The sequence below is a fragment of the Streptomyces sp. NPDC031418 genome, from assembly GCF_055581605.1.
In genome coordinates, this window is record NZ_JBVIJC010000010.1 from 186,406 (window position 1) to 207,599 (window position 21,194).

A 21,194-nucleotide genomic window follows, 5' to 3' on the forward strand; every position below is an offset into this window, starting at 1 on the left:
CGTACCCCCCCCCCCCCCCCCCCCCCCCCCCCCCCCCCCCCCCCCCCCCCCCCCCCGCCCCCCCCCCCCCCCCCCCCCCCCCCCCCGCGCGGGTGTCAGCTGGGGTTGGTGGAGATGACCCCGACCCGGTTGGTCTTGCTCAGCAGCGCCGGACGCAGCGCGGCGTACACGTCCTGTGGGGTGACCGGCGTCTTCTTGCCGTTGCCGCGCGTGATGAGCACCCCGTCGAAGGCCTGGCCGTACAGCTGCTTCAGGGCGACCAGGTCGGGCTTGTCGACCAGCTTGCCGTTGACGGCCGTCACCTTGAGGAACTTCCACAGCGACTTCTGCGGGCTCATCAGGACCGAGTGCGCCGCGTCCACCCGTACGGTCACGAGCCCCGACATCGCCGGCTCCCCGAACTCCTTCAGCTCGCGGTCGACCTCGGCGTTCGAGACCGTCGGCTGCCGGGTGGTCGTCGGTACCGCGACCGCGGCCGCGCTGTCCGTCTCCACCATGGTGCGGTAGGCCTGCTCGATGGCCGCGGTGGAGCGGCCCGCGTCGATGCCCTTGCCCGTCTTGCCGTAGACGGCGACGGCCTTGCCCGCCACGAACTTCACGGTGCCGTCGGTGACCGAGCCGGAGCCGCCGCCGGCCTGCTGGAGGGCGGCCTGGAGCTTCTCCTCGTCCACCGGCATGACCGGGTCGATCACGCGCTTCTGGCCGAAGAGGGAGCCGACCACGGACACCGGGTTGTAGTCGCTCTTCGCGGCCTTGCTCACGGTGGCCTGGAAGTCGAACTGGAGCCCCGCGTTGGCCGGGGTGAGGGTGACCGTGCGGCCGTCGACGGACAGCTTCAGCGGCTTGTTCACCCGGCTGCCGAAGGTGTCGTCGAGCTTCTTGACGGCGTCGTCGCGGGTGCCGCTGATGTCCACGCCGAGCACGGTGGTGCCGTTGGGCACGTCGGTGTGGTTCATCAGCAGTCCGGCGCCGTACACACCGCCCGCGACGACGACCAGGCCGACGGCGAGCAGCATCAGCTTGCTGCGGCCCTTCTTCTTCGGCTTGGCCTGCGCCTTGTTCTGCGCCTTGGGCGCGGGGGCCGGCGCGGGCTTCGGCGCCGTGTGCGGCACCGGGCCGTCGGAGTGCGCGCCGAAGGGGGCGCCCGACGGGCTGCCGGCGCCCGGGACGACCGGGATGCCGCTGGTGACGGTGTGCCCGGAGACGTTGTCGTCGGCCGGGGAGCGGTAGCCGGGGGTGCCGGGTTCCGGGGCCGGCTTCTGCGGGGTGAGGATCGCGGTGTCGTCGCTGATCCCGCCGCCGGGACCGCGGCCGACGGGGGCGCCGGCGGCCTCCGTGCCTGCGAGGTCGGCGATGGCGCTGCGCTGGGCCGTGGCCCGCGGGCCGCCGAAGGGCTCACCGCGGCCGAGGTCGGCGCCGGACGTGAGGAAGGGGCTGTCGCCGGTGACCGGGCCGCCGGTGGGCCCGGCCGGACCCTGCGGGCCGCCGGGACCGCCGGAACCGAGCGGCCCGTCGAAGCCGCCGGAACCGCCGGAACCGGCCGCGGCACCGCCGCCGAAGCCGTCGGCCGCGCCGGTGTCGGCGCCGTCCGAGAAGTACGGCAGCTCGTCCCGGCGGGAGTCACCCGTGCCGGACGGGCGGGAGCCGCCGCCCAGCGGGCCCGCGGCCAGCGCCTCGGTCACGTCGAAGGAGCCGGTGCCACCGCCGTGGCCCGGGGCGACCGGACCGCCGGTGGCGCCGGGCAGACCGCCCTTGCCGCCCGTACCGCCGGGCCGGGAGCCGCCGGACATGCTCATGGAGCCGACCACACCACCGGGACGGCCACCGCCGGAGCGTGCGCCACCCGGGCGTGCGCCGGTGCTACCAGTCGTACCGGATGCACCCGGACCACCCGGACGGGCGGCCGACGCGCCGGGGGCGGTGCCGGAACCGCCGGGCGTCCCGGCCCCGTTCGTGCCGCCGCCGCCCGGAGCGCCCTTGGGCGCCGAGGACTTGCGGGGCGCGAACCAGTCGCTGGCCTTCTCCTCGGCCTGCGCGGCCGGTTCGGCGGCGGCCCGGTCGGGCTCGGCCGGAGCGGCGGGCGCCTGCTCGGCGGGTGCCTCGTCCGCGGCGGAGCCCTCGGCCTCCCCGACGGGCTTGCGCACGACGACGGGCGGGATGGGCCGGGAACCGGGGATGTTGATCCGGATCCGGGTGGTCAGCGTGGTCTCGGTCTTCTTCTCCTCCGGACGCGCACCCGAACGGCCCGCGTCCGTACCGTCGTCGGAAGCCAAGGGGGTCCCGTACGGCGGCGTGCCGGAGGGGTATGCGGCTCCGCCGCGCCCGTCGGGCCCGGAGGACGGAGTGTCAGTTTCACGACTCAAGGCAGGTTCTCCCAGTTGGCTCCACCGCCCGTCACGACCTCATTTGCTCGGGCAGCTCGGCGGCGCGCACCACCATACTGGCCACTTCTGGCGTGTATCCCATGACCGCTGAGGAAACCCACACCGGACTCGCACGCACACCGTACGGCGAAGTGGTACGTCACTTGCCAAGTCGGACGGGGCCGCCGCCGGGTTGCCGTACCGCACCAACGGTGGCGCAGATCACAGCAAGGGCCATGCCGCCGAGCAGGAAGAGATAGGAGCCGCCGCCGGCGCCGAAGAGGAAGTCGCCTTCGGGGCGCGAGGCGGTGAGCAGGATGACGCAGACCATCCAGCCGGCCGCCGGGGCGACCGCCCCGCCGCGCCCGCCGGTGGCGTACGCCCCGCCGAGGAACACCCCGGTGGCGCCCGCGAGGGCGAGCAGCAGCCCGCCGGGGAACCAGGCGGCCTGCACCAGGGCGCCGGCCAGGCCGACGACCGCGCCGAGCAGGAACAGTCCGACGTGGGCGGCGGCGCGCCCGGCGGACGGCGGCCGCAGCGGCTGCGCGAGCAACGAGCCGTTTCCGTTGCCGCTCACGACGCCTCCCCGCCCTGGATGCCCGCGAACAGGTCGGTCTCGCCGGCCTGCCCCTGGCCGCGCACCAACTCGTAGTACTCGGTGGTGAACAGCGGCTGGGCGAGTTCGTTCGAGAGTGCGAAGTACGGTTCGGCGACCTCGATCTGGGTGACGTGGGCGCGCATCGCGGCGGCCTTTGCGGTGGCGAACGCGGTGCCGTCGACGGTGGTGGTGACGCGCTCGTCGTCCACCACACCCGGTACGTCGTCCACGGCGGCGCTCTTGTCGAACGGCAGCGCGGTCAGCTCGTCCTGGAGGCGGGCGAAGGCGGCCTCCACGACGGAGCGCGGGGCACGGTTCCAGTAGACCTTGGCGATGCGGTGCCCGCGCTCGTCCGCCAGCTCGACGGCGCGCATGGCGACGCGGTGGGCCTGGATGTGGTCGGGGTGGCCGTAGCCGCCGTCGGGGTCATAGGTGACCAGCACCTGCGGCCGGACCTCCAGGATCACGTCCGCCAGCAGCCCCGCGGCCTCGTCGACGTCGGCCTGCCAGAAGCAGCCGGGGTCGTCGTTGTCGGCGGTGCCCATCATCCCGGAGTCCCCGTACCGGCCCGCCCCGCCGAGCAGCCGGGCGTCCGTCACCCCCAGCTCGCGCACGGCGGCGGCCAGCTCACCGCGCCGGTGGGCGCCCAGCGCGGGGCCCGTCAGATGCCGCAGCTCCGGGGGGATGACCTCCCCCCGCTCACCGAGAGTGCAGGTGACGAGGGTCACATGGGCACCTTCGGCCGCGTACCTGGCCATGGTCGCGCCGTTGTTGATCGACTCGTCGTCCGGGTGCGCGTGCACCAGCAGCAGACGCCGGGAGGGCAGTTCCGTCATGGGGCCACCCTACGAGGCGGCGGCCGTCCGGGGTGAGCTGATCAGCGTGGCGGGGAGGGTCGCCAGCAGCAGCGCGGCCGCCGACCAGCCGAACGTCAGGGCGTAGGAGTTGTAGGAGTTCCCGGAGGCCGACATGAGCAGTCCCCAGCCGAGCGCCTCGCCCAGCTGCTGGGCCGTACCGGCGGCCGCCGCTGCCGCACCAGCGTGTTCCGGGGCGATGTCCGCGGTGGCCATCGCGTAGAGCGGCACGCCGGCGAAGCCGATGCCGAAACCGGCCGTCAGCGTGCCCACCAGGAGCAGCGGACCCCCCTCCGGCGACAGGACGGCCAGCAACGCCGCCCCGAGCGCCGCCACCAGCAGGCCCGCCGCGACCAGGGCGCGGGGCGCGGCCCGGCCCAGCAGGCGGGCGGAGACCTGGGTGGCGCCGACGGCCACCGCCAGGGCCGGCGGCAGGAGGCCCGTCCCGATCTGCGCGAAACCGCTGCCCCGGTGGAGCAGCAAGAGGGCCACGGCGTGCCAGAGGCCCATGGCGCCCGTGCCGAACAGGATCAGGGTGAGGTGGCTGCCGAGGCGGCGGCGGTCTCGCAGGACGTACGGCTCCTTCCTGCGCTGCCGCCACACGCGGCCCGCGAACAGGGCCGCACCTCCCAGGAGCAGCACGAGGACCTGCGGGTCGGCCCACCCGAAGTCCCGGACCCGGTTGAAGCAGTAGGCGAGCGCCACCATGCCCAGGGAGCCGGAGAGCACACCGGGCAGGTCGGATCCGGCACCGGTGCGGCGCGGGCCGTCCTGGACCAGGGGGCCGACGCCGGCCAGGGCGAGCACGGCCAGCGGGACGACGACGTACAGGCAGATCCGCCAGGAGAGGTACTCCAGCATCGGTCCGGACAGGGCCAGCCCGAGGGCCGTACCGCCGGCGGTCACCAGGGCGTAGATCCCGAAGGCCCTGCGGCGCTCGCTGGGCTCGGGGAAGCCGGTGCTCACCAGGGCGAGCACGGACGGGGTGACCAGGGCGGCGAAGACGCCCTGGAGGGCGCGGGCGAGGGTCAGCACCGCGGCGGTCTCGGCGGAGCCGCCGAGCGCGGAGGCCACCGCGAACCCGATCAGGCCGATGACCAGGGCCGGTTTGCGCCCGATCCGGTCCCCGAGATACCCGCCGGGCAGCAGCAGGCCGCCGAAGGCGATGGCGTAGACGGCGGGCAGGGTGAACGGGCCGGCGTAGGACGCGTGCAGATCGATCTGGACGGGTTGCATCCCCAGCACGAACGCCGCCGTTTCCAGCGGGACCGTCAGCTGCGCCAGCATCAGCGCCACCAGACCCCACCAGCGCCGGGGGTTCGGCGGCGCGGGGGCGGTGGGGACCGTCGGCGAGTAGGCGGGCGGCGGGGGCGGGGACGCGGGCGGGGCCTGCGGCACCGGGGCATCGGCGCGGGACCTGGCCAGCGCGACCCGCGGGTCCGGCTGGGGTTCGGCGCCGGGGCCGGGCACCGGTGCCTCCCCCGAGGATCCCGGCGCGGGCGCCTCCCGCTGGGGATGTACTGCCGGCGTCTCCGCCCGCGGCGCCGGGGCGAAGTCCAGCAACTGGGCCGCGTGCCGACCGAGTTGTGCCAGGACGGGCCCCGGCAGCCATTCCCCGGCCCGCTCCGGTGCCGTGCGCTCGGCCACCTGTCGCGGGGTCGGCCGCTGGGCCGGGTCCTTGTGCAGGCAGGCGGCGACCAGATCGGCCAGCGGCTCGGGTACGCCGGTCAGATCGGCCTCCTCCTCGGCGATCCGGAAGAGGTGGGCGTTCAGACCGGTTTCCGTGGCGCCGAAGAGAAGGCGGCCGGTGGCGGCGTAGACGAGGACCGCGCCGAGGCAGAACACATCGCTGGCGGGGGTGAGTTCGAGGCCGCGGACCTGTTCCGGCGACATGAAGCCGGGCGAGCCGATGAGCATGCCGGTGCGGGTGAGCAGGCTGTGCCCGGAGAGGCTGTCCATGGCGCGGGCGATGCCGAAGTCGATGACGCGGGGGCCGTCGACGGTGACGAGGACGTTGGAGGGCTTGAGGTCGCGGTGGATCAGGCCCGCCTCGTGCACGGCACCGAGGGCGAGGGCGAGCCGGTTGGCCAGGGCGTGCACCGAGTACTCGGGCAGCGGCCCGAAGTCCTTGGCGACCACGGTGTGCAGGTCGGGCCCCGGGATGTACTGGGTGGCGACCCAGGGGACGGCGGCCTCGGGGTCGGCGTCGAGCACGGCCGCCGTCCAACTGCCGCCCACCCGCCGGGCGGCGGCCACCTCACGGGCGAACCGCCGGCGGAACTCCTGATGCCCGGCGTACTCGGCCTGCACGACTTTCACGGCCACGGTGCGGCCGCCCTCGGAGCGCCCGAGATAGACCAGCCCCATGCCGCCCTCGCCCAGCCGGGCGATCAGGCGGTACGGGCCGATGCGGGTCGGGTCGTCAGCGGTCAACTGGTCCACGCCGGAAAGGTAGTGCAACTATCCAAGCGTGGCGAGGGCGATCGGCGAAGTCGGCGCCGGAGCCGGCCGCGACCGGGCCCGGCTCAGAACTTGATGCTGCCGATCATGCTGGCCACGTTGGTCGTCAGCTCGCTGATCGTCGGAGCGATCGTCGAGGAGGCGAGATAGAACCCCAGCAGGACGCAGACAGCTGCGTGACCGCCCTTCAGCCCGGACTTCTTGATCAGCAAGAAGACGATGATCGCCAGCAGCACCACCGCCGAAATCGAGAGTGCCACGGCGGCTCACCTCCAAAGATCGCCAGTCACAAAGATCGCCAGATCTAGATCAGTTGAGCAAATCCATGCGGACGCCAGCAGGTTCATACCCACACAGCGGTAGTGATCATAACTATCCGTATGCGCGCATCGCTCGGCGCACGGCCGCACAAGGGGGCGCATGGCCAATATGGTCGGGGTATGACGACCGAGGCTGACTCCTTCCCCCGTCGGCACGCCCGGACGCTGCGGTTCACGCTCGGCGCGCCGCGTGCGTTCACCGTGGCGCCCGACGGCTCGCGTGTCGCGTTCCTGCGTTCCGGTTCCGGCACGGACCGCGCCCACTCCCTGTGGGTGCTGGATCTTCCGGAGGGCACCGAGCGCCTCGCGGCGGACCCGGCCGCACTGCTTGCGGGGGCCGGGGAAGAACTCTCCGCCGAGGAGCGGGCGCGCCGGGAGCGGAGCCGCGAGGGCGGCGCCGGGATCGTCGGGTACGCCACCGACGCGGCCGTGGAGTTGGCGGCTTTCACCTTGTCAGGGCGGCTTTTCGCGGCCGAGCTGCGGGTCGGCACGGCACGCGAACTGGGCGTCCCCGGGCCGGTGATCGACCCGCGCCCGGCGCCCGACGGCCGGCACATCGCGTATGTCGCGCGGGGCGCGCTGCGGGTGGTGGACGCGGAGGGCGGCGCCGACCGGGCGCTCGCCGAGCCGGAGGCGGAGGGGGTTTCCTACGGGCTCGCGGAGTTCATCGCGGCCGAGGAGATGCACCGTTCGCGTGGTTTCTGGTGGGCGCCGGACGGGCGCCGGCTGCTCGTGGCGCGCGTGGACGACACGCCGGTGCAGCGGTGGTGGATCGCCGACCCGGCCCACCCGGAGCGTGAGCCAAATAACGTCGCGTACCCCGCCGCCGGCACTCCTAACGCGGAGGTACGGCTGTTCGTGCTCGGCCTGGACGGGGAGCGCACGGAGGTCGCGTGGGACCGGTCCCGCTATCCGTATCTGGCACGAGTGCACTGGTCAGAGGCAGGTGCCCCGCTGGTACTCGTGCAGGCGCGGGACCAGCGGAGCCAGGTGATCCTCGCGGTGGACCCGGACACCGGGGCCACCCGGATGGTGCACGCCGATGAAGATCCAAGTTGGCTGGAACTTTTCGCTGGAGTGCCCTGCTGGAGCCCCTCCGGGCAGCTTGTCCGTATCGCGGACGAGGGCGGGGCACGTGTGCTGGCGGTCGGCGAAAGGCCGCTGACCAGCGGCCAGTTGCACATCCGGGCGGTGCTGGACGTCGGTCCGCAGGACGTACTGGTTTCCGCCTCCGCGGGCGCGGAGGCGGAGGACCCGGAAATCGGCGAAATCCATGTGTACCGGGTGAACGAGCTGGGCGTGGAGCGCCTGTCCCAGGAGCCGGGTGTGCACTCGGCGGTGCGCTGCGGAGGGGTGACGGTCCTGGTGTCCGCGGCGCTGGACCGGCCGGGCACCCGGGCGCAGGTACTGCGTGACGGAAAACCGGCGGCCACTGTCCGGTCGTACGCCGAAGATCCCGGTATGTCCCCCCGGGTGACGCTCACCCAGGGGGGCGCACGCAGAATTCCATGCGCCGTGCTTATGCCACGGGACTACCACGGTGACACGCCCCTGCCGGTGCTGCTGGACCCCTACGGCGGTCCGCACGGCCAGCGGGTGGTCGCCGCGCACAACGCCCACCTCACCTCCCAGTGGTTCGCCGACCAGGGCTTCGCGGTGGTCGTCGCCGACGGGCGGGGCACCCCGGGCCACTCCCCCGGCTGGGAGAAGGCGATCCGGGACGACAAGGCGGCCGTCGTGGTCCAGGACCAGGTGGACGCGCTGCACGCGCTCGCCGGGCGGTTCCCGCTGGACCTGGACCGGGTGGCCATCCGGGGCTGGTCCTTCGGCGGCTATCTGGCGGCCCTCGCGGTGCTGCGCCGCCCGGACGTCTTCCACGCGGCGGTGGTCGGCGCGCCCGTCACCGACCTGCGGCTCTACGACACCCACTACGAGGAGCGCTATCTGGGCCACCCGGACGAGCAGCCGGAGGTCTACCGCCGCAACTCGGTGATCGACGACGCGGGCCTGGTCGACGCCGCCGAGCCGCACCGGCCGATGATGATCGTCCACGGGCTGGCGGACGACAACGTGGTCGTCGCGCACTCCCTGCGGCTCTCCTCCGCGCTGCTCGCCGCCGGCCGCCCGCACGAGGTGCTGCCGCTGTCCGGGGTGACCCATATGACCCCGCAGGAGACCGTCGCGGAGAACCTGCTGCGGCTCCAGCTGGACTTCCTGCGGCGGTCGCTGGCCCGCCCCGCAAAATGAACGTGAACCGCGTTAACACACAGGCAACTTCACGGAAGCGGTGCCGATATACGGACGCGCGAGGCTGATCCATGTACGGCCGTGCGGGTGCCGTGAACGGGCCGGGGTGCGTCATATCACCCCGGCCCGTTGCCGTTCTCCAGGACGTCCTCCGGCGGTACGACCCGCTTCTCCTCGGCGAAGTGGCAGGCCGAGTCGTGCGCGGCGGGCCCGGCGGCGCCGTGCAGATGAGCCGGCACGGCCAGCGCCGGCACCTCCAGGGCGCAGCGCTCCTGCGCCTTCCAGCAGCGGGTGCGGAAGCGGCAGCCGGACGGGATGTCCGTCGGGGACGGCACATCGCCGAAGAGGATGATCCGCTCCCGGTGTTCACGGGCCTCGGGGTCCGGGACCGGGACGGCGGAGAGCAGCGCCTGGGTGTAGGGGTGCGTGGGATGGTCGTAGATCTCGGCGTCCCGGCCGATCTCCACGATCCGGCCCAGGTACATCACCCCGACCCGGTCCGAGATGTGCCGGACGATGGACAGGTCGTGCGCGATGAAGACGTAGGAGAGGTCGAAATCCGACTGGAGCCGGGCCAGCAGGTTGATCACCTGGGCCTGCACCGAGACGTCGAGAGCGGAGACCGGCTCGTCGGCGACGATCACCTCCGGGCGCAGCGCCAGGCCCCGGGCGATCCCGATGCGCTGGCGCTGGCCGCCGGAGAACTGGTGCGGATAGCGGTTGATGTACTCCGGGTTGAGGCCGACCACGTCCAGCAGCTCCTGCACCCGGCGGCGCCGGTCGCCCTTGGGGGCCGCCTCGGGGTGGATCTCGTACGGCTCCCCGATGATGTCCCCCACCGTCATCCGGGGGTTGAGGGAGGTGTACGGGTCCTGGAAGACCATCTGGATGTTGCGGCGTACGGCCTTCAGCGCGCGGCCGGACAGCCGGGTGATGTCCTCGCCCTTGAAGCGGATGGAGCCGGCCGTGGGGCGTTCCAGGTTGCACAGCAGCTTCGCAACCGTCGACTTGCCGCAGCCGGACTCGCCGACGATACCGAGGGTCTCGCCCCTGGCCAGGGTGAAGTCCACGCCGTCCACGGCCTTCACCGCACCGACCTGCTTCTTGAAGAGGACGCCCCGGGTCAGCGGGTAGTGCTTGACCAGCCCGGCGACCTCCAGGATCGGCTCAGCGCTCACGGCCATGCAGACACTCCCTCCAGAAGTGGCAGGCGCTGCCGCGCACCTCGGACACCGGGTACAGCGGGGGTTCGTCGGCGCGGCACACGTCCTGCGCCATCGGGCAGCGCGGGTGGAAGGAGCAGCCGGGCGGGATGTGCATCAGGTTGGGCGGCAGGCCCTGGATGGCGTACAGCTGCCGGCCCTTCTGGTCCAGGCGGGGTACGGAGTCCAGCAGGCCCCGGGTGTAGGGGTGGGCGGGCGCCTTGTAGATGTCCAGCACCGGCGCGGACTCGACGATCTTCCCCGCGTACATCACCGCGATCCGGTCGGCGACGTCCGCGACCACGCCCAGGTCGTGGGTGATGAGGATGAGTCCCATGTGGTACTCGCGCTGCAACTCCGCGAGCAGGTCCATGACCTGGGCCTGGACGGTGACGTCCAGGGCGGTGGTCGGCTCGTCGGCGATGATGAGCGCGGGCTCCAGGGCCAGCGCCATGGCGATCATGATGCGCTGGCGCATGCCGCCGGAGAACTGGTGGGGGTAGTCACGCACGCGCTGGGCGGCGCCCGGGATCCGCACCCGGTCCATCAGCTCGACGGCCCGGGCCCGGGCGTCCTTGCGGGACATCCCGCGGTGCACGACGAACATCTCGCCGAGCTGGTCCCCGACGGGGAGGACCGGGTTGAGGGCCGACAGCGCGTCCTGGAAGATCATCGCCATTCCGGCGCCCCGGATCCTCCTGCGCTCCTCCTCCTTCAGGGTGAGCAGATCCCGCCCCTGGAAGAGGATCTGCCCTGCGGTGATCCTCCCGGGCGGCGAGTCGAGGATCCCCATGACCGCCTGCGCGGTGACGGACTTGCCCGACCCGGACTCCCCCAGCACCGCCAGCGTCTCCCCCTCGTCCACGTGGTAGCTGACCCCGTTGACGGCATGGGCGACCCCGTCCCGGGTCCGGAACTCCACATGCAGGTCCCGCACGTCGAGCAGCACGGCGCGATCACCTCAGCTTCGGGTCGAGGGCGTCGCGGACCGCGTCGCCGAGCATGATGAAGGCCAGGACGGTGACCGCCAGGGCGCCCGCGGGCCAGAGCAGGGCGTGCGGGGCGTTGCGGATGTAGTTGGAGGCCGACGAGATGTCGATGCCCCAGGAGACGCTGGGCGGTTTGAGGCCGACGCCGAGGTAGGACAGGGTCGCCTCCAGGGCGATGTAGGTGCCGAGGGCGATGGTGGCGACGACGATCACCGGCGCCACGGCGTTGGGCGCGATGTGGCGCAGCAGGATGCGGGAGTCGGAGGCGCCGAGGGCGCGGGCGGCCTGGACGTAGTCGCTCTGCTTGGCGGTGATGACCGAGCCGCGCGCGATGCGGGAGATCTGCGGCCAGCCGAGCAGGACCATGAACCCGATGACCGGCCAGACCGTATTGCTGGTCACCACGGAGAGGAGGACGAGGCCGCCGAGGACGACCGGGATGGCGAAGAAGATGTCGGTGATCCGGGACAGGATCGCGTCCCCGGTGCCGCCGAAGTACCCCGCGAGGCCGCCCAGCACGGAGCCGAACAGCGCCACCCCGAGGGTGGCCAGCACCCCGACCGTGACGGACGTACGGGCGCCGTAGACGGTGCGGGTGTAGACGTTGCAGCCCTGGCCGTCGTAGCCGAAGGGGGCGCCGGGGCCGGGGCCGTCCTGGGCCTTGGCGAGGTCGCAGGTGAGGGGGGAGCCGGAGGCGATCGCCGAGGGCCACAGGGAGATGAAGACCAGGAAGAGGATGACCACGGCGGAGAGCAGGAAGACGGGGTTGCGGCGCAGGTCCCGCCAGGCGTCGGACCAGAGCGAGCGGGGTGCGCCGGCCGGGCCGGTGCCTTCCGGGCCCCCCGGCGTCTTCTCCAGGGTCGCGGCCTCGCTGGCGCCCAGGTCCATCGTGCCGCCCATGCCCGTGCCGGCGATCGCGCGCTCGGGTTCGTACGGCTGCTCAGGCATAGCGGATCCTCGGGTCGAGTACGGCGTACAGGAGGTCGACGAGGAGGTTGGCCACCAGGAAGACCAGCACGAGGATCGTCACGAAGCCGACGACCGTCTGGGTGTTCTGCCGCAGGATGCCCTGGTAGAGCTGGTAGCCGACGCCGTGGATGTTGAAGATCCGCTCGGTGACGATCGCCCCGCCCATCAGCGCGCCGATGTCGGTGCCGATGAAGGTGACCACCGGGATCAGCGAGTTGCGCAGCAGGTGGCGGGTGATGACCCGGCGTCTCGGCAGGCCCTTGGCGATCGCCGTGCGGACGTAGTCGGACCGCTTGTTCTCGGCGATGGAGGTCCGGGTCAGCCGGGTGACATAGGCGAGCGAGACCGAGGCCAGGACCAGGCCGGGCACGAGCAGCTCGCCGAAGGTGGCGTCCGGCGAGACGGACGGCTTGATCCACTGCCACTCGACGCCGAGCAGCAGTTGCAGCAGCAGACCGGTGACGAAGGTGGGGACGGAGATGACCACGAGGGTGGCGAGGAGCACCCCGGTGTCGACGGGACGGCCCCGGCGCAGACCGGTGATCACGCCGAGGGTGATGCCGATGACGATCTCGATGAGGATGGCGACGAGGGTGAGCCGGATGGTCACGGGGAAGGCCGTCGCCATCAGCTCGGTGACCTTCTGGCCGTTGAACGCCGTACCGAAGTCTCCGGTGAAGACGTTCCCCATGTAGGTGAGGTACTGCTGCCAGACCGGCTTGTCCATGCCGAACTCCTTCCTCAGCTGGGCCGCGGTCGCCGGGTCGCACGCCCGCTCCCCGCACAGGCCCGCGACGGGATCGCCCATCACGTTCACCATGAGGAAGATCAGCAGGGTGGACCCGATGAACACCGGGATCATCTGGAGCAGTCGCCGCAGGACATAGCGCCCCATGCCCGGTCAGCCGACCTTGATCTCGTTGTAGACGGGGACGCTGAAGGGGTTGAGGGCCACATGGGACAGCCGCTGCGAGTAGCCGGCGCTGCCGTTCTGGTACCAGAGCGGGATGGCGGCCATGTTGTCGCGGACGACCCCCTCGGCCTGCCGGAAGAGGTCCACGGCCTTGCCGGTGTCGGTCTGCGCGTTGGCCTGGTCGACGAGGTGGTCGAAGTTCTTGTTGGACCACTTGCCGTCGTTGGAGGAGGCGTCGGTGTAGTAGAGCGGCTGGAGGAAGTTCTGGATGAGCGGGTAGTCCATCTGCCAGCCCGCCCGGAACGGGCCGTGCATCTTGTGCTGCCCGATCTGGTTGCGGAAGTCGGCGAAGGTGCCGACGGGGTTGCCCACGCAGGCCGTGCCGTTGCCGAGGGCGTTGTTGATGGAGTTGCACACCGCGTCCACCCACTCTTTGTGCGAGCCCGTGTCGGCGTTGTAGGTGATCCTGACCTGGCCGCCGGGGATGCCGCCGCCCTGCTGGATCAGCTTCCTGGCCCCGGCGGGGTCGTAGTCGCAGGCCTTGCCGCACAGGCCGGCCTGGTAGCCGCCGGCCGTGCCGAGCACCGGGGAGGTCCAGTCGGTGGCCGGGGTGCGGGTGTTGCTGAAGATGGTCTCGGTGATCTGCTTGCGGTTGATCGCCATGGACAGGCCCGTGCGGACCTTCTCCGACCCGGCCTTGTTCCAGGCCGGGTCGTAGTAGGGGAAGGCCAGGGTCTGGATGATGCCGGCCGGGGTGTTGATGTACCGGTCGCCCAGGTCGCTCTTGACGTTCTTCAGCTGGGCGGCGGGGACGTCGTCGACGAGGTCGAGGTTGCCCGCCATCAGATCGGTGTAGGCGGTGTTGTTGTCCGTGTAGACCTTGAGGGTCACTCCGTCGTTCTGCGCCTTGTCGCTGCCGGGGTACCCGTCCCACTTCCTCAGGGTCATCTGCGAACCCTTCGTATAGGACTCGATCGTGTACGGCCCGTTGCCGACCGGCTTGCTCAGCCAGCCCGCGTGGTCGGTGAAGAAGGCGCGGGGCAGCGGGGCGAAGGCCGCGTAGCCGAGGGTGTCGGGGAAGCCGGAGAACTTCTGCCGGAGCCGGACCGTGAAGGTGTGGTCGTCCACCACGTTCAGCCCGGACAGGGTGCCGGCGCTCTGGCTGCCGCTGTCGGGGTGCACCTTGTCGTAGCCCTCGATGTACCCGAAGAAGTACGCGTTCTTCTGGTTGTTCTTCAGGCTGGCCCCGTAGTTCCAGGCGTCCACGAAGGACCGGGCGGTCACTTTTTCGCCATTCGAGAACGTCCAGCCGTCCTTCACCTTGATCGTGAAGGTCTGCGAGTCCTTGGTGTCGATGGACTGGGCGAGCCAGTTCTCGGCCTTGGCGGTCTTCGGGTCGTACCGCTTCAGACCTCGGAAGATCATGTCGAGGACCTTGCCGCCCTGCACCTCGTTGGTGTTGGCGGGCTCCAGCGGGTTCTGCGGATCGCCCCAGGAGGAGCTGAGCACCCCGCCGCCGTTGCCGCCGCCGCCTGAGCCTCCGCCGCCTCCGCAGCCCGCCGCGGCGAGCGCCACCGCCACCGCGCAGACGGCGCACCGGGCGCGCGAGATTCCCCGCATGGCTGCCTCCTTCGTGATCACTGCCCCGATACCGGCCAATATCGGCTCATAGATCACATACCGCATGCGCGCCGCCCGATTGAGGGGCCTTTAGAGGGACACGTCATCCGATTGCAGGCACCCCCGCGAACCCCCTGGACGATCTTGCCCGAGGAGCGCAACAGATCTTCGCTTAACGATGCTGAAACGTTGGATTGGGACGTGTCGATGTACGCATTTCGACACACGACCGTCCGCATAACGAACGCCTTGCCCGATTCGCCCAATTGGTCCGATCTGAAGCACGGATTGATTACGGCGCGCTACCCGTGTAGCTGCGGAATGGTCAAGTACGAGCCAAGAAGGTAAAGACGCAACCAAGGCGGCCCAGAATTTATTGACCTTGAATGAATTGCGTTGAAAAAGTCCGGCGTAGCCCGTAGGGGAGCGCCCTGCGGAGCCTTGACCCACAAGGCACGGAGCATCATGACCCCCGCAACTCCTTCCCCGGCCGCCCCCCTCGAGGTGACCGACGAAGACAGCGCCGCATCGGCGAAGCCCGGCAACCCCAAGGGCACCGAGAGCCGCTCTCCGGGACGGCTGGCCTGGACCCGTTTCAAGCGGGACAGGACGGGCGTCATATCCGCCTATGTGGTGATCTTCTTCTTCGTGATCGGCATCTGCGCGCCGCTCATAGCCAAGCTGTACGGCAAGGACCCGTACACGACGTACGGCCAGAACGACCCGACGCTGCTGGACGACTTCGGCTTCCCGGCGAAGCCCAACGGCGGCATGAGCGGTGACTTCTGGTTCGGAATCGACCCCCAGCTGGGCCGGGACGTGCTCACGTTCCTGCTCTACGGCATCCGCAACTCGCTCCTGATCGCCACGGCGACGACCCTCCTGGTGGCCGTCATCGGCGTGATCGTCGGCGTCACCGCCGGCTACCTGGGCGGCAGGACCGACTACTTCGTCGGCCGGATCATCGACATCCTGCTGGCCTTCCCGCAGATGCTGTTCTTCATCGGCTTCTTCCCGGTCATGCTGACCATCCTGGTCTCCCCCGAGGAGGCCACTCCGGTCTGGCTCATCGTCACCTCGCTGATCGTGATCATGACGATCTTCGGCTGGGCACCCATGGCCCGACTGCTGCGCGGTGAGGTACTCGCCCTGCGCGAGCGTGAGTTCGTCGAGGCCGCCAAGGTCACCGGAGCGTCCTCGGCGCGGATCATCTTCAAGGAACTGCTGCCCAACCTCTGGACGCCGATCCTGATCCAGGCCACTCTTGCGCTTCCCATGTACGTCACGACCGAAGCGGGTCTGGCCTTCGTGGGTGTCGGCCTCTCCGACCCCACCCCGGACTGGGGCGTCATGGTCCAGAACGCCTCGAAGTACTACCAGTCCGACATCACGTACATGCTCTTCCCGGGCCTGTCGATGGTGATCTTCGTGATCGCCTTCAACCTCCTCGGCGACTCGGTGCGTGACGCGCTGGACCCCAAGGCCGGGCGCTGAACCTCCCGTACCACCTTCCGGCCCGGGCGACGGGGCCCGCCGGAGCAGCTCGTAACTCTCCTCGACAAGAGCAGGAAGCCATGTCCCTTTCCCGCAGAAACTTCGTCATCGCCACGTCGGTCGCGGCCGGCGGCTCCATGGTCCTCTCCGCGTGCAGCAGCGGCGGGAGCGGGAACGGTGGCAAGAACTCCCACGCCGGTACCGACAAGTACACGGGTTCCGTGACCGTCGGCACCAAGGAGGACTCGACCGGCCCCGCCCCGGAGATCCCGGGCGCGAAGAAGGGCGGCAACATCATCGGCCTCGGGCCGGACGACTTCTCCCACCTGGACCCGCAGCGGATCTACTTCGCGTGGAACTCCACCATCGCCAACCTGTACGTCCGTACCCTGACCGGCTACAAGATCGCCTCCGACGGCTCCATGAAGCTCGTCGGTGACCTGGCGACCGACCCGGGCACCATGTCCGACGGCGGCAAGACCTGGACCTTCACCCTGAAGGACGGTCTGAAGTGGGACGACGGCAGCGAGCTGACCGTCGAGGACGTCCGCCACGGCATCGAGCGCGGCTTCGCCAGCTTCACCACCGAGGGTGCGCAGTACGTCCAGTCCGCGCTCGTCGGCTCCAGCGACTTCCGGTCCAAGTACAAGGGCCCGTTCAGCGGCAAGCACCTGGACTCGATCGTCACCGACAAGGCGAAGAAGACCATCACCCTGAAGCTGAAGGTCGCCCGCCCGGACCTCAACTTCACCCTGGCGATGCACTCCTACGGCGCCGTGCCGGTCGGCCACGACTCCAAGGAGAAGTACGACAAGGACCCGGTCTCCGCCGGTCCTTACAAGATCGCGCAGCACTCCGTCGACAAGTCCCTGAAGCTGGTCCGCAACCCGAACTGGGACCCGAAGACGGACGCGATCCGCAACGCCTACCCGGACAGCTTCACCTTCCAGTTCGGCAACGAGTCGCTCGCGGCCACCGACCGTCTGATCGCCCAGAGCGGCGACGACCAGTACGCGGTCATGGCGTACAGCGGTGTCCCGGCCGAGCGTCTCCAGAAGGTCCTCGGCGACCCGGAGCTGAAGAAGCGCACCATCAACGGTCTGCTCACCGGCCTGTACTACTACGCCATCAACTGCAAGCGGATCACCGACCCGAAGGTGCGTCAGGCGCTCAACCACGCCTGGCCGCTGGAGCAGATCCGCCGCATCTACGGCGGTCCGTCCGCCGGTGACTACGCGACCTCCATCATCAGCCCCGACATCCTGGGCTACGAGCACCAGGACGTCTACGGCAAGCTGAAGAAGCCGCAGGGCGACCCGGAGAAGGCCAAGGCGCTTCTGAAGGAGGCCGGCAAGCTCGGCCAGAAGATCGTCTACACCTACCCCAAGGGCAGCAACGACGCCTACACCAAGACGGCGGTCGTCATCACCAACGCCCTGAAGGCGGCGGGCTTCGACCCGGTCGTCAAGCCGGTGGACTCCACCAGCTACTACGACCAGGTCCAGCAGATCGACAACAGCTTCGACGTGATGTGGTTCGGCTGGTCCCCGGACTGGCCGACCGGTTACACCGTCATGCAGCCGCTGTTCGACGGCTCCACCATCGCCAACGGCTCCAACAACGTCTCGCAGCTGAACGTCGGCTGGGTCAACGACGCGATCAAGAAGAACGCGGTCATCCCCGACCCGAACCAGGCCGCCAAGGCCTGGGAGGCGCTGGACAAGAAGATCATGACGGAGCTGGCTCCGATCATCCCCGAAACCTTCCAGCGCCGGTTCTACCTGCACGGCTCGAAGGTCGGCGGCGCGATGTTCGACCCGCAGTTCTCGGCGTTCATCATGTACAAGCTGTACGTGAAGGCCTGACGCTCACAGCCAGTCCAGGGGCGGGGGGCGCCGCACACCGGCGCCCCCCGCCCGTCCCCCTCCGCCCCCACCACGGCGTCGCCCAGGGAATCCCATCGCCATGTTCCGCTTCCTCGTCCGCCGGATACTCGGCGCAGCGGTGATCCTGCTGATCATCAGTGCCATCACCTTCTTCCTCTTCTATGTCGCTCCGCGTGACCCCGCCCGGGTCGCCTGCGGCAAGGTCTGCACGCCACAGACTCTGGCGCTGGTCAAGCACAACCTGGGGATCGACGATCCGCTGCCGGTGCAGTACTGGCACTGGCTCGAGGGCGTCTTCATGGGCCGTGACTACGCGTCGTACGGGCACTGCAACGCGCCCTGCCTCGGCTACTCGTTCATCAACCGCGAGCCGGTCACGGGCATCATCCTGGACCGCTTCCCGACCACGATCTCCCTGGCACTGGGCAGCGCGGTCGTCTTCGTCATCTTCGGTGTCGGCACCGGCATGATCGCCGCCGTCAAGCAGGGCAAGGCGATGGACAAGATCGCCTCCTCGGCCTCGCTGATCGGCTCCTCGCTCCAGATCTACATCGTCGGTATCGTCGCGATGTTCTACCTGGCAGACGAGTGGCAGATCTTCGCCCGCCCGAACGACAACTCCGGCATCACCGAGGACCCGGTGTCCTGGTTCACCGGCTTCCTGCTGCCGTGGTTCGTGCTGGCGATCATCTTCACCGCCAACTACACCCGTATGACCCGTTCCCAGCTGGTCGAGACGCTGAGCGAGGACTACGTCCGCACCGCCCGCGCCAAGGGCCTCGCCTGGCGCACGGTGTTCTTCCGGTTCGCCTGGCGTGGTGCGATGGGCCCGATCGTGACGATCCTCGGCCTGGACCTCGGCACGCTGCTCGGCGGCGCGGTCATCACGGAGGCGACGTTCGGCCTGCACGGCCTCGGTGCCGTGTCGGTCAAGGCCGTCAAGGACAACGATCTGCCGATGCTGCTCGGCGTGACCCTGGTCGCCGCCGCCGCGATCGTCGTCTTCAACATCGTGGTCGACGCCGTCTACGCCCTCATCGACCCGCGCGTCCGCCTCGCTTAAGGAGAGAAACCATGAGCACCCCCTTCCTCTCCGTCCGCGACCTGCGCGTGCACTTCTCCACCGAGGACGGCGTGGTCAAGGCCGTCGACGGCCTCTCCTTCGACCTGGAGAAGGGCAAGACCCTCGGCATCGTCGGCGAGTCCGGCTCCGGCAAGTCGGTGACCAACCTGGCCATCCTGGGCCTGCACAACCCCGAGCGCACCGCCCTGGAGGGCGAGATCCTGCTCGACGGCCAGGAGCTGCTGACCGCGTCCGAGCGGACGCTGGAGAAGCTGCGCGGCAACAAGATGTCCATGATCTTCCAGGACGCGCTGGCCTCCCTGTCGCCGTACCACACGGTCGGCGCCCAGATCTCCGAGACGTACCGCAAGCACACCGGCTGCTCCAAGAAGGAGGCCCGGGCGCGTGCGATCGAGATGCTGCGCCGCGTCGGCATCCCGCAGCCGGACGTCCGGGTGGACGAGTACCCGCACCAGTTCTCCGGCGGTATGCGCCAGCGCGCGATGATCGCCATGGCGCTGGTCTGCGACCCCGAGCTGCTGATCGCCGACGAGCCGACCACGGCCCTCGACGTGACGGTCCAGGCCCAGATCATGGACCTGCTCAAGGACCTCCAGCAGGAGTTCGGCACCGCCATCATCTTCATCACCCACGACCTCGGCGTGATCGCCGACATCGCGGACGACGTGCTGGTGATGTACGGCGGCCGGTGCGTGGAGCGCGGCACCAAGAAGCAGGTGCTCCGCGCCCCCGACCACCCCTACACGGTGGGCCTGCTGAACTCGATGCCGAGCCTGAACGGCCCGGTCGACGTGCCCCTGACGCCGATCCCCGGTTCCCCGCCCTCGCTGCTCAACCCGCCGAGCGGCTGCCGCTTCCACCCGCGCTGCGCCTTCGCGGACCAGGTGGAGGGCGGCCGGTGCTCCAGTGAGCGGCCGGTGCTGGACGTGGTCGAGGGGCGTGGCTCCGCCTGCCACCTCACCGCGGAGCAGAAGCGGACGCTCTTCGCCGACCTCGCCGAGACCCGGCACAACTGACGGACAGCAGACGGGACTTCACCATCATGAGCAACACGAACCCCCTCCTGGACGTCTCGGGGCTGACCAAGCACTTCCCGATCAAGGGCGGCTTCCCGATCCGCCGTACGGTCGGCGCGGTGCAGGCCGTGGACGGCCTGGACTTCCAGGTGTCCGAGGGCGAGAGCCTGGGTCTGGTCGGCGAGTCGGGCTGTGGCAAGTCGACCACGGGCCGGCTGATCACCCGGCTGCTGGAGCCGACCGGCGGCAAGATCACCTACCGCGGCCAGGACATCACGCACGCGGGCCGCAAGGAGCTGGCGCCGATCCGCTCCGAGATCCAGATGATCTTCCAGGACCCGTACGCCTCGCTGAACCCGCGGCAGACGGTCGGCAAGATCATCTCCGGGCCGATGGAGATCAACGACATCAACCCGGAGGGCGGCCGCGAGAAGCGGGTCCGGGAACTCCTGGAGATCGTCGGTCTCAACCCCGAGCACTTCAACCGCTTCCCGCACGAGTTCTCCGGCGGTCAGCGCCAGCGCATCGGTGTCGCCCGCGCGCTGGCCCTGAACCCGAAGCTGATCGTCGCCGACGAGCCGGTCTCCGCCCTCGACGTGTCGATCCAGGCACAGGTGGTGAACCTCCTCCAGGAGGTTCAGAAGGAGATGGGCATCGCCTTCGTCTTCATCGCCCACGACCTGGCGATCGTGCGGCACTTCTCGCAGCGCGTCGCGGTGATGTACCTCGGCAAGATCGTCGAGATCGCGGACCGCGAGGACCTGTACGAGAACCCGCGTCACCCGTACACCCGGGCGCTGCTGTCCGCCGTGCCCGAGGCGACGGTGGACGAGGAGCCGCGCGAGCGGATCCGGCTGGTCGGTGACGTCCCGTCGCCGATCAACCCGCCGTCGGGCTGCCGCTTCCGCACCCGCTGCTGGAAGGCGACGGAGAAGTGCGCGACCGAGGCGCCGCAGCTGGTCCAGGTGACCGGCAACAAGGCCGGCCACCTCACGGCGTGCCACTACCCCGAGACGCAGGAGACCGTCCCCGCGCCCCGGGAGTCCAAGGACCGCCTCTCCAAGGACCTCGCCTGACCTTCCACTGACGGCATCCCCGCAGGCCCGCGCCCTTCCCGGACGCGGGCCTGCGGCGTTCAACGAGCCGGGTGACGAAAGAAGTTGACGGTCCCTCAAGAAG

General features: G+C 70.2%; 16 protein-coding genes. 6 read left to right on the forward strand and 10 right to left on the reverse strand.

Features of this window, described 5'->3' with window-relative positions; all coding sequences use genetic code 11:
- Positions 1 to 95: 95 nt before the first annotated feature.
- The 5 genes from ACZ5CZ_RS16835 to ACZ5CZ_RS16855 form a co-directional block, all read right to left on the reverse strand.
- Positions 96 to 2,363: a hypothetical protein gene (locus ACZ5CZ_RS16835; protein ID WP_468943352.1), complete on the reverse strand. Its 2,268-nt coding sequence runs from the start codon at positions 2,361 to 2,363 to the stop codon at positions 96 to 98.
- 160 nt (positions 2,364 to 2,523) lie between these two features.
- A complete protein-coding gene (locus tag ACZ5CZ_RS16840; protein WP_468943354.1) occupies positions 2,524 to 2,940 on the reverse strand; it encodes a DUF6113 family protein in 417 nt (138 codons plus the stop codon).
- Positions 2,937 to 3,797: an N-acetyl-1-D-myo-inositol-2-amino-2-deoxy-alpha-D-glucopyranoside deacetylase gene (mshB, locus tag ACZ5CZ_RS16845; RefSeq protein WP_468943357.1), complete on the reverse strand. Its 861-nt coding sequence runs from the start codon at positions 3,795 to 3,797 to the stop codon at positions 2,937 to 2,939. The genes ACZ5CZ_RS16840 and mshB overlap by 4 nt, the downstream gene beginning before the upstream one ends.
- A gap of 9 nt (positions 3,798 to 3,806) precedes the next feature.
- Complete coding sequence (locus tag ACZ5CZ_RS16850) at positions 3,807 to 6,257, reverse strand: bifunctional serine/threonine protein kinase/MFS transporter (RefSeq protein WP_468943360.1); 2,451 nt, start codon at positions 6,255 to 6,257, stop codon at positions 3,807 to 3,809.
- An 83-nt stretch (positions 6,258 to 6,340) separates the two neighbouring features.
- Positions 6,341 to 6,535, reverse strand: a complete 195-nt coding sequence (locus ACZ5CZ_RS16855) for a hypothetical protein (protein WP_385840203.1) — start codon at positions 6,533 to 6,535, stop codon at positions 6,341 to 6,343.
- Positions 6,536 to 6,715: 180 nt separating this feature from the next.
- On the opposite strand from ACZ5CZ_RS16855, the gene ACZ5CZ_RS16860 reads away from it, so the two are divergent.
- Positions 6,716 to 8,842, forward strand: a complete 2,127-nt coding sequence (locus tag ACZ5CZ_RS16860; RefSeq protein WP_468943362.1) for a S9 family peptidase — start codon at positions 6,716 to 6,718, stop codon at positions 8,840 to 8,842.
- 116 nt (positions 8,843 to 8,958) lie between these two features.
- On the opposite strand, the gene ACZ5CZ_RS16865 is transcribed toward ACZ5CZ_RS16860, so the two are convergent.
- Genes ACZ5CZ_RS16865 through ACZ5CZ_RS16885 form a run of 5 tightly spaced genes read right to left on the reverse strand, consistent with a single transcriptional unit; the run spans position 8,959 to position 14,535 of the window.
- The gene (locus ACZ5CZ_RS16865; protein WP_385840205.1) at positions 8,959 to 10,026 is read right to left on the reverse strand and encodes an ABC transporter ATP-binding protein; all 1,068 of its coding nucleotides are present in this window, start codon (positions 10,024 to 10,026) and stop codon (positions 8,959 to 8,961) included.
- Positions 10,010 to 10,993, reverse strand: a complete 984-nt coding sequence (locus ACZ5CZ_RS16870; protein ID WP_468943365.1) for an ABC transporter ATP-binding protein — start codon at positions 10,991 to 10,993, stop codon at positions 10,010 to 10,012. Before ACZ5CZ_RS16870 ends, ACZ5CZ_RS16865 begins: the two co-directional genes overlap by 17 nt.
- A gap of 7 nt (positions 10,994 to 11,000) precedes the next feature.
- A complete protein-coding gene (locus tag ACZ5CZ_RS16875; protein ID WP_468943368.1) occupies positions 11,001 to 11,981 on the reverse strand; it encodes an ABC transporter permease in 981 nt (326 codons plus the stop codon).
- Positions 11,974 to 12,897: an ABC transporter permease gene (locus tag ACZ5CZ_RS16880; protein WP_468943370.1), complete on the reverse strand. Its 924-nt coding sequence runs from the start codon at positions 12,895 to 12,897 to the stop codon at positions 11,974 to 11,976. Before ACZ5CZ_RS16880 ends, ACZ5CZ_RS16875 begins: the two co-directional genes overlap by 8 nt.
- A 6-nt stretch (positions 12,898 to 12,903) precedes the next feature.
- A complete protein-coding gene (locus ACZ5CZ_RS16885) occupies positions 12,904 to 14,535 on the reverse strand; it encodes a peptide ABC transporter substrate-binding protein (RefSeq protein WP_385840211.1) in 1,632 nt (543 codons plus the stop codon).
- A 465-nt stretch (positions 14,536 to 15,000) separates the two neighbouring features.
- Between ACZ5CZ_RS16885 and ACZ5CZ_RS16890 the strand changes: the two genes are divergently transcribed.
- The 5 genes from ACZ5CZ_RS16890 to ACZ5CZ_RS16910 all read left to right on the forward strand — a co-directional run bounded on the left by ACZ5CZ_RS16890 (position 15,001) and on the right by ACZ5CZ_RS16910 (position 21,091).
- Complete coding sequence (locus ACZ5CZ_RS16890) at positions 15,001 to 16,029, forward strand: ABC transporter permease (protein WP_385840212.1); 1,029 nt, start codon at positions 15,001 to 15,003, stop codon at positions 16,027 to 16,029.
- Between the two features lie 80 nt (positions 16,030 to 16,109).
- On the forward strand, positions 16,110 to 17,894 hold the full coding sequence (locus ACZ5CZ_RS16895; RefSeq protein WP_468943375.1) for an ABC transporter substrate-binding protein: 1,785 nt from the start codon (positions 16,110 to 16,112) through the stop codon (positions 17,892 to 17,894).
- Between the two features lie 100 nt (positions 17,895 to 17,994).
- Positions 17,995 to 18,978: an ABC transporter permease gene (locus tag ACZ5CZ_RS16900; protein ID WP_385840214.1), complete on the forward strand. Its 984-nt coding sequence runs from the start codon at positions 17,995 to 17,997 to the stop codon at positions 18,976 to 18,978.
- Between the two features lie 11 nt (positions 18,979 to 18,989).
- Complete coding sequence (locus ACZ5CZ_RS16905; RefSeq protein WP_385840216.1) at positions 18,990 to 20,015, forward strand: ABC transporter ATP-binding protein; 1,026 nt, start codon at positions 18,990 to 18,992, stop codon at positions 20,013 to 20,015.
- Positions 20,016 to 20,041: 26 nt separating this feature from the next.
- Entirely contained in the window at positions 20,042 to 21,091 is a 1,050-nt protein-coding gene (locus ACZ5CZ_RS16910) for an ABC transporter ATP-binding protein (protein ID WP_385840217.1), read from the forward strand.
- The last annotated feature ends 103 nt before the right edge of the window (positions 21,092 to 21,194 follow it).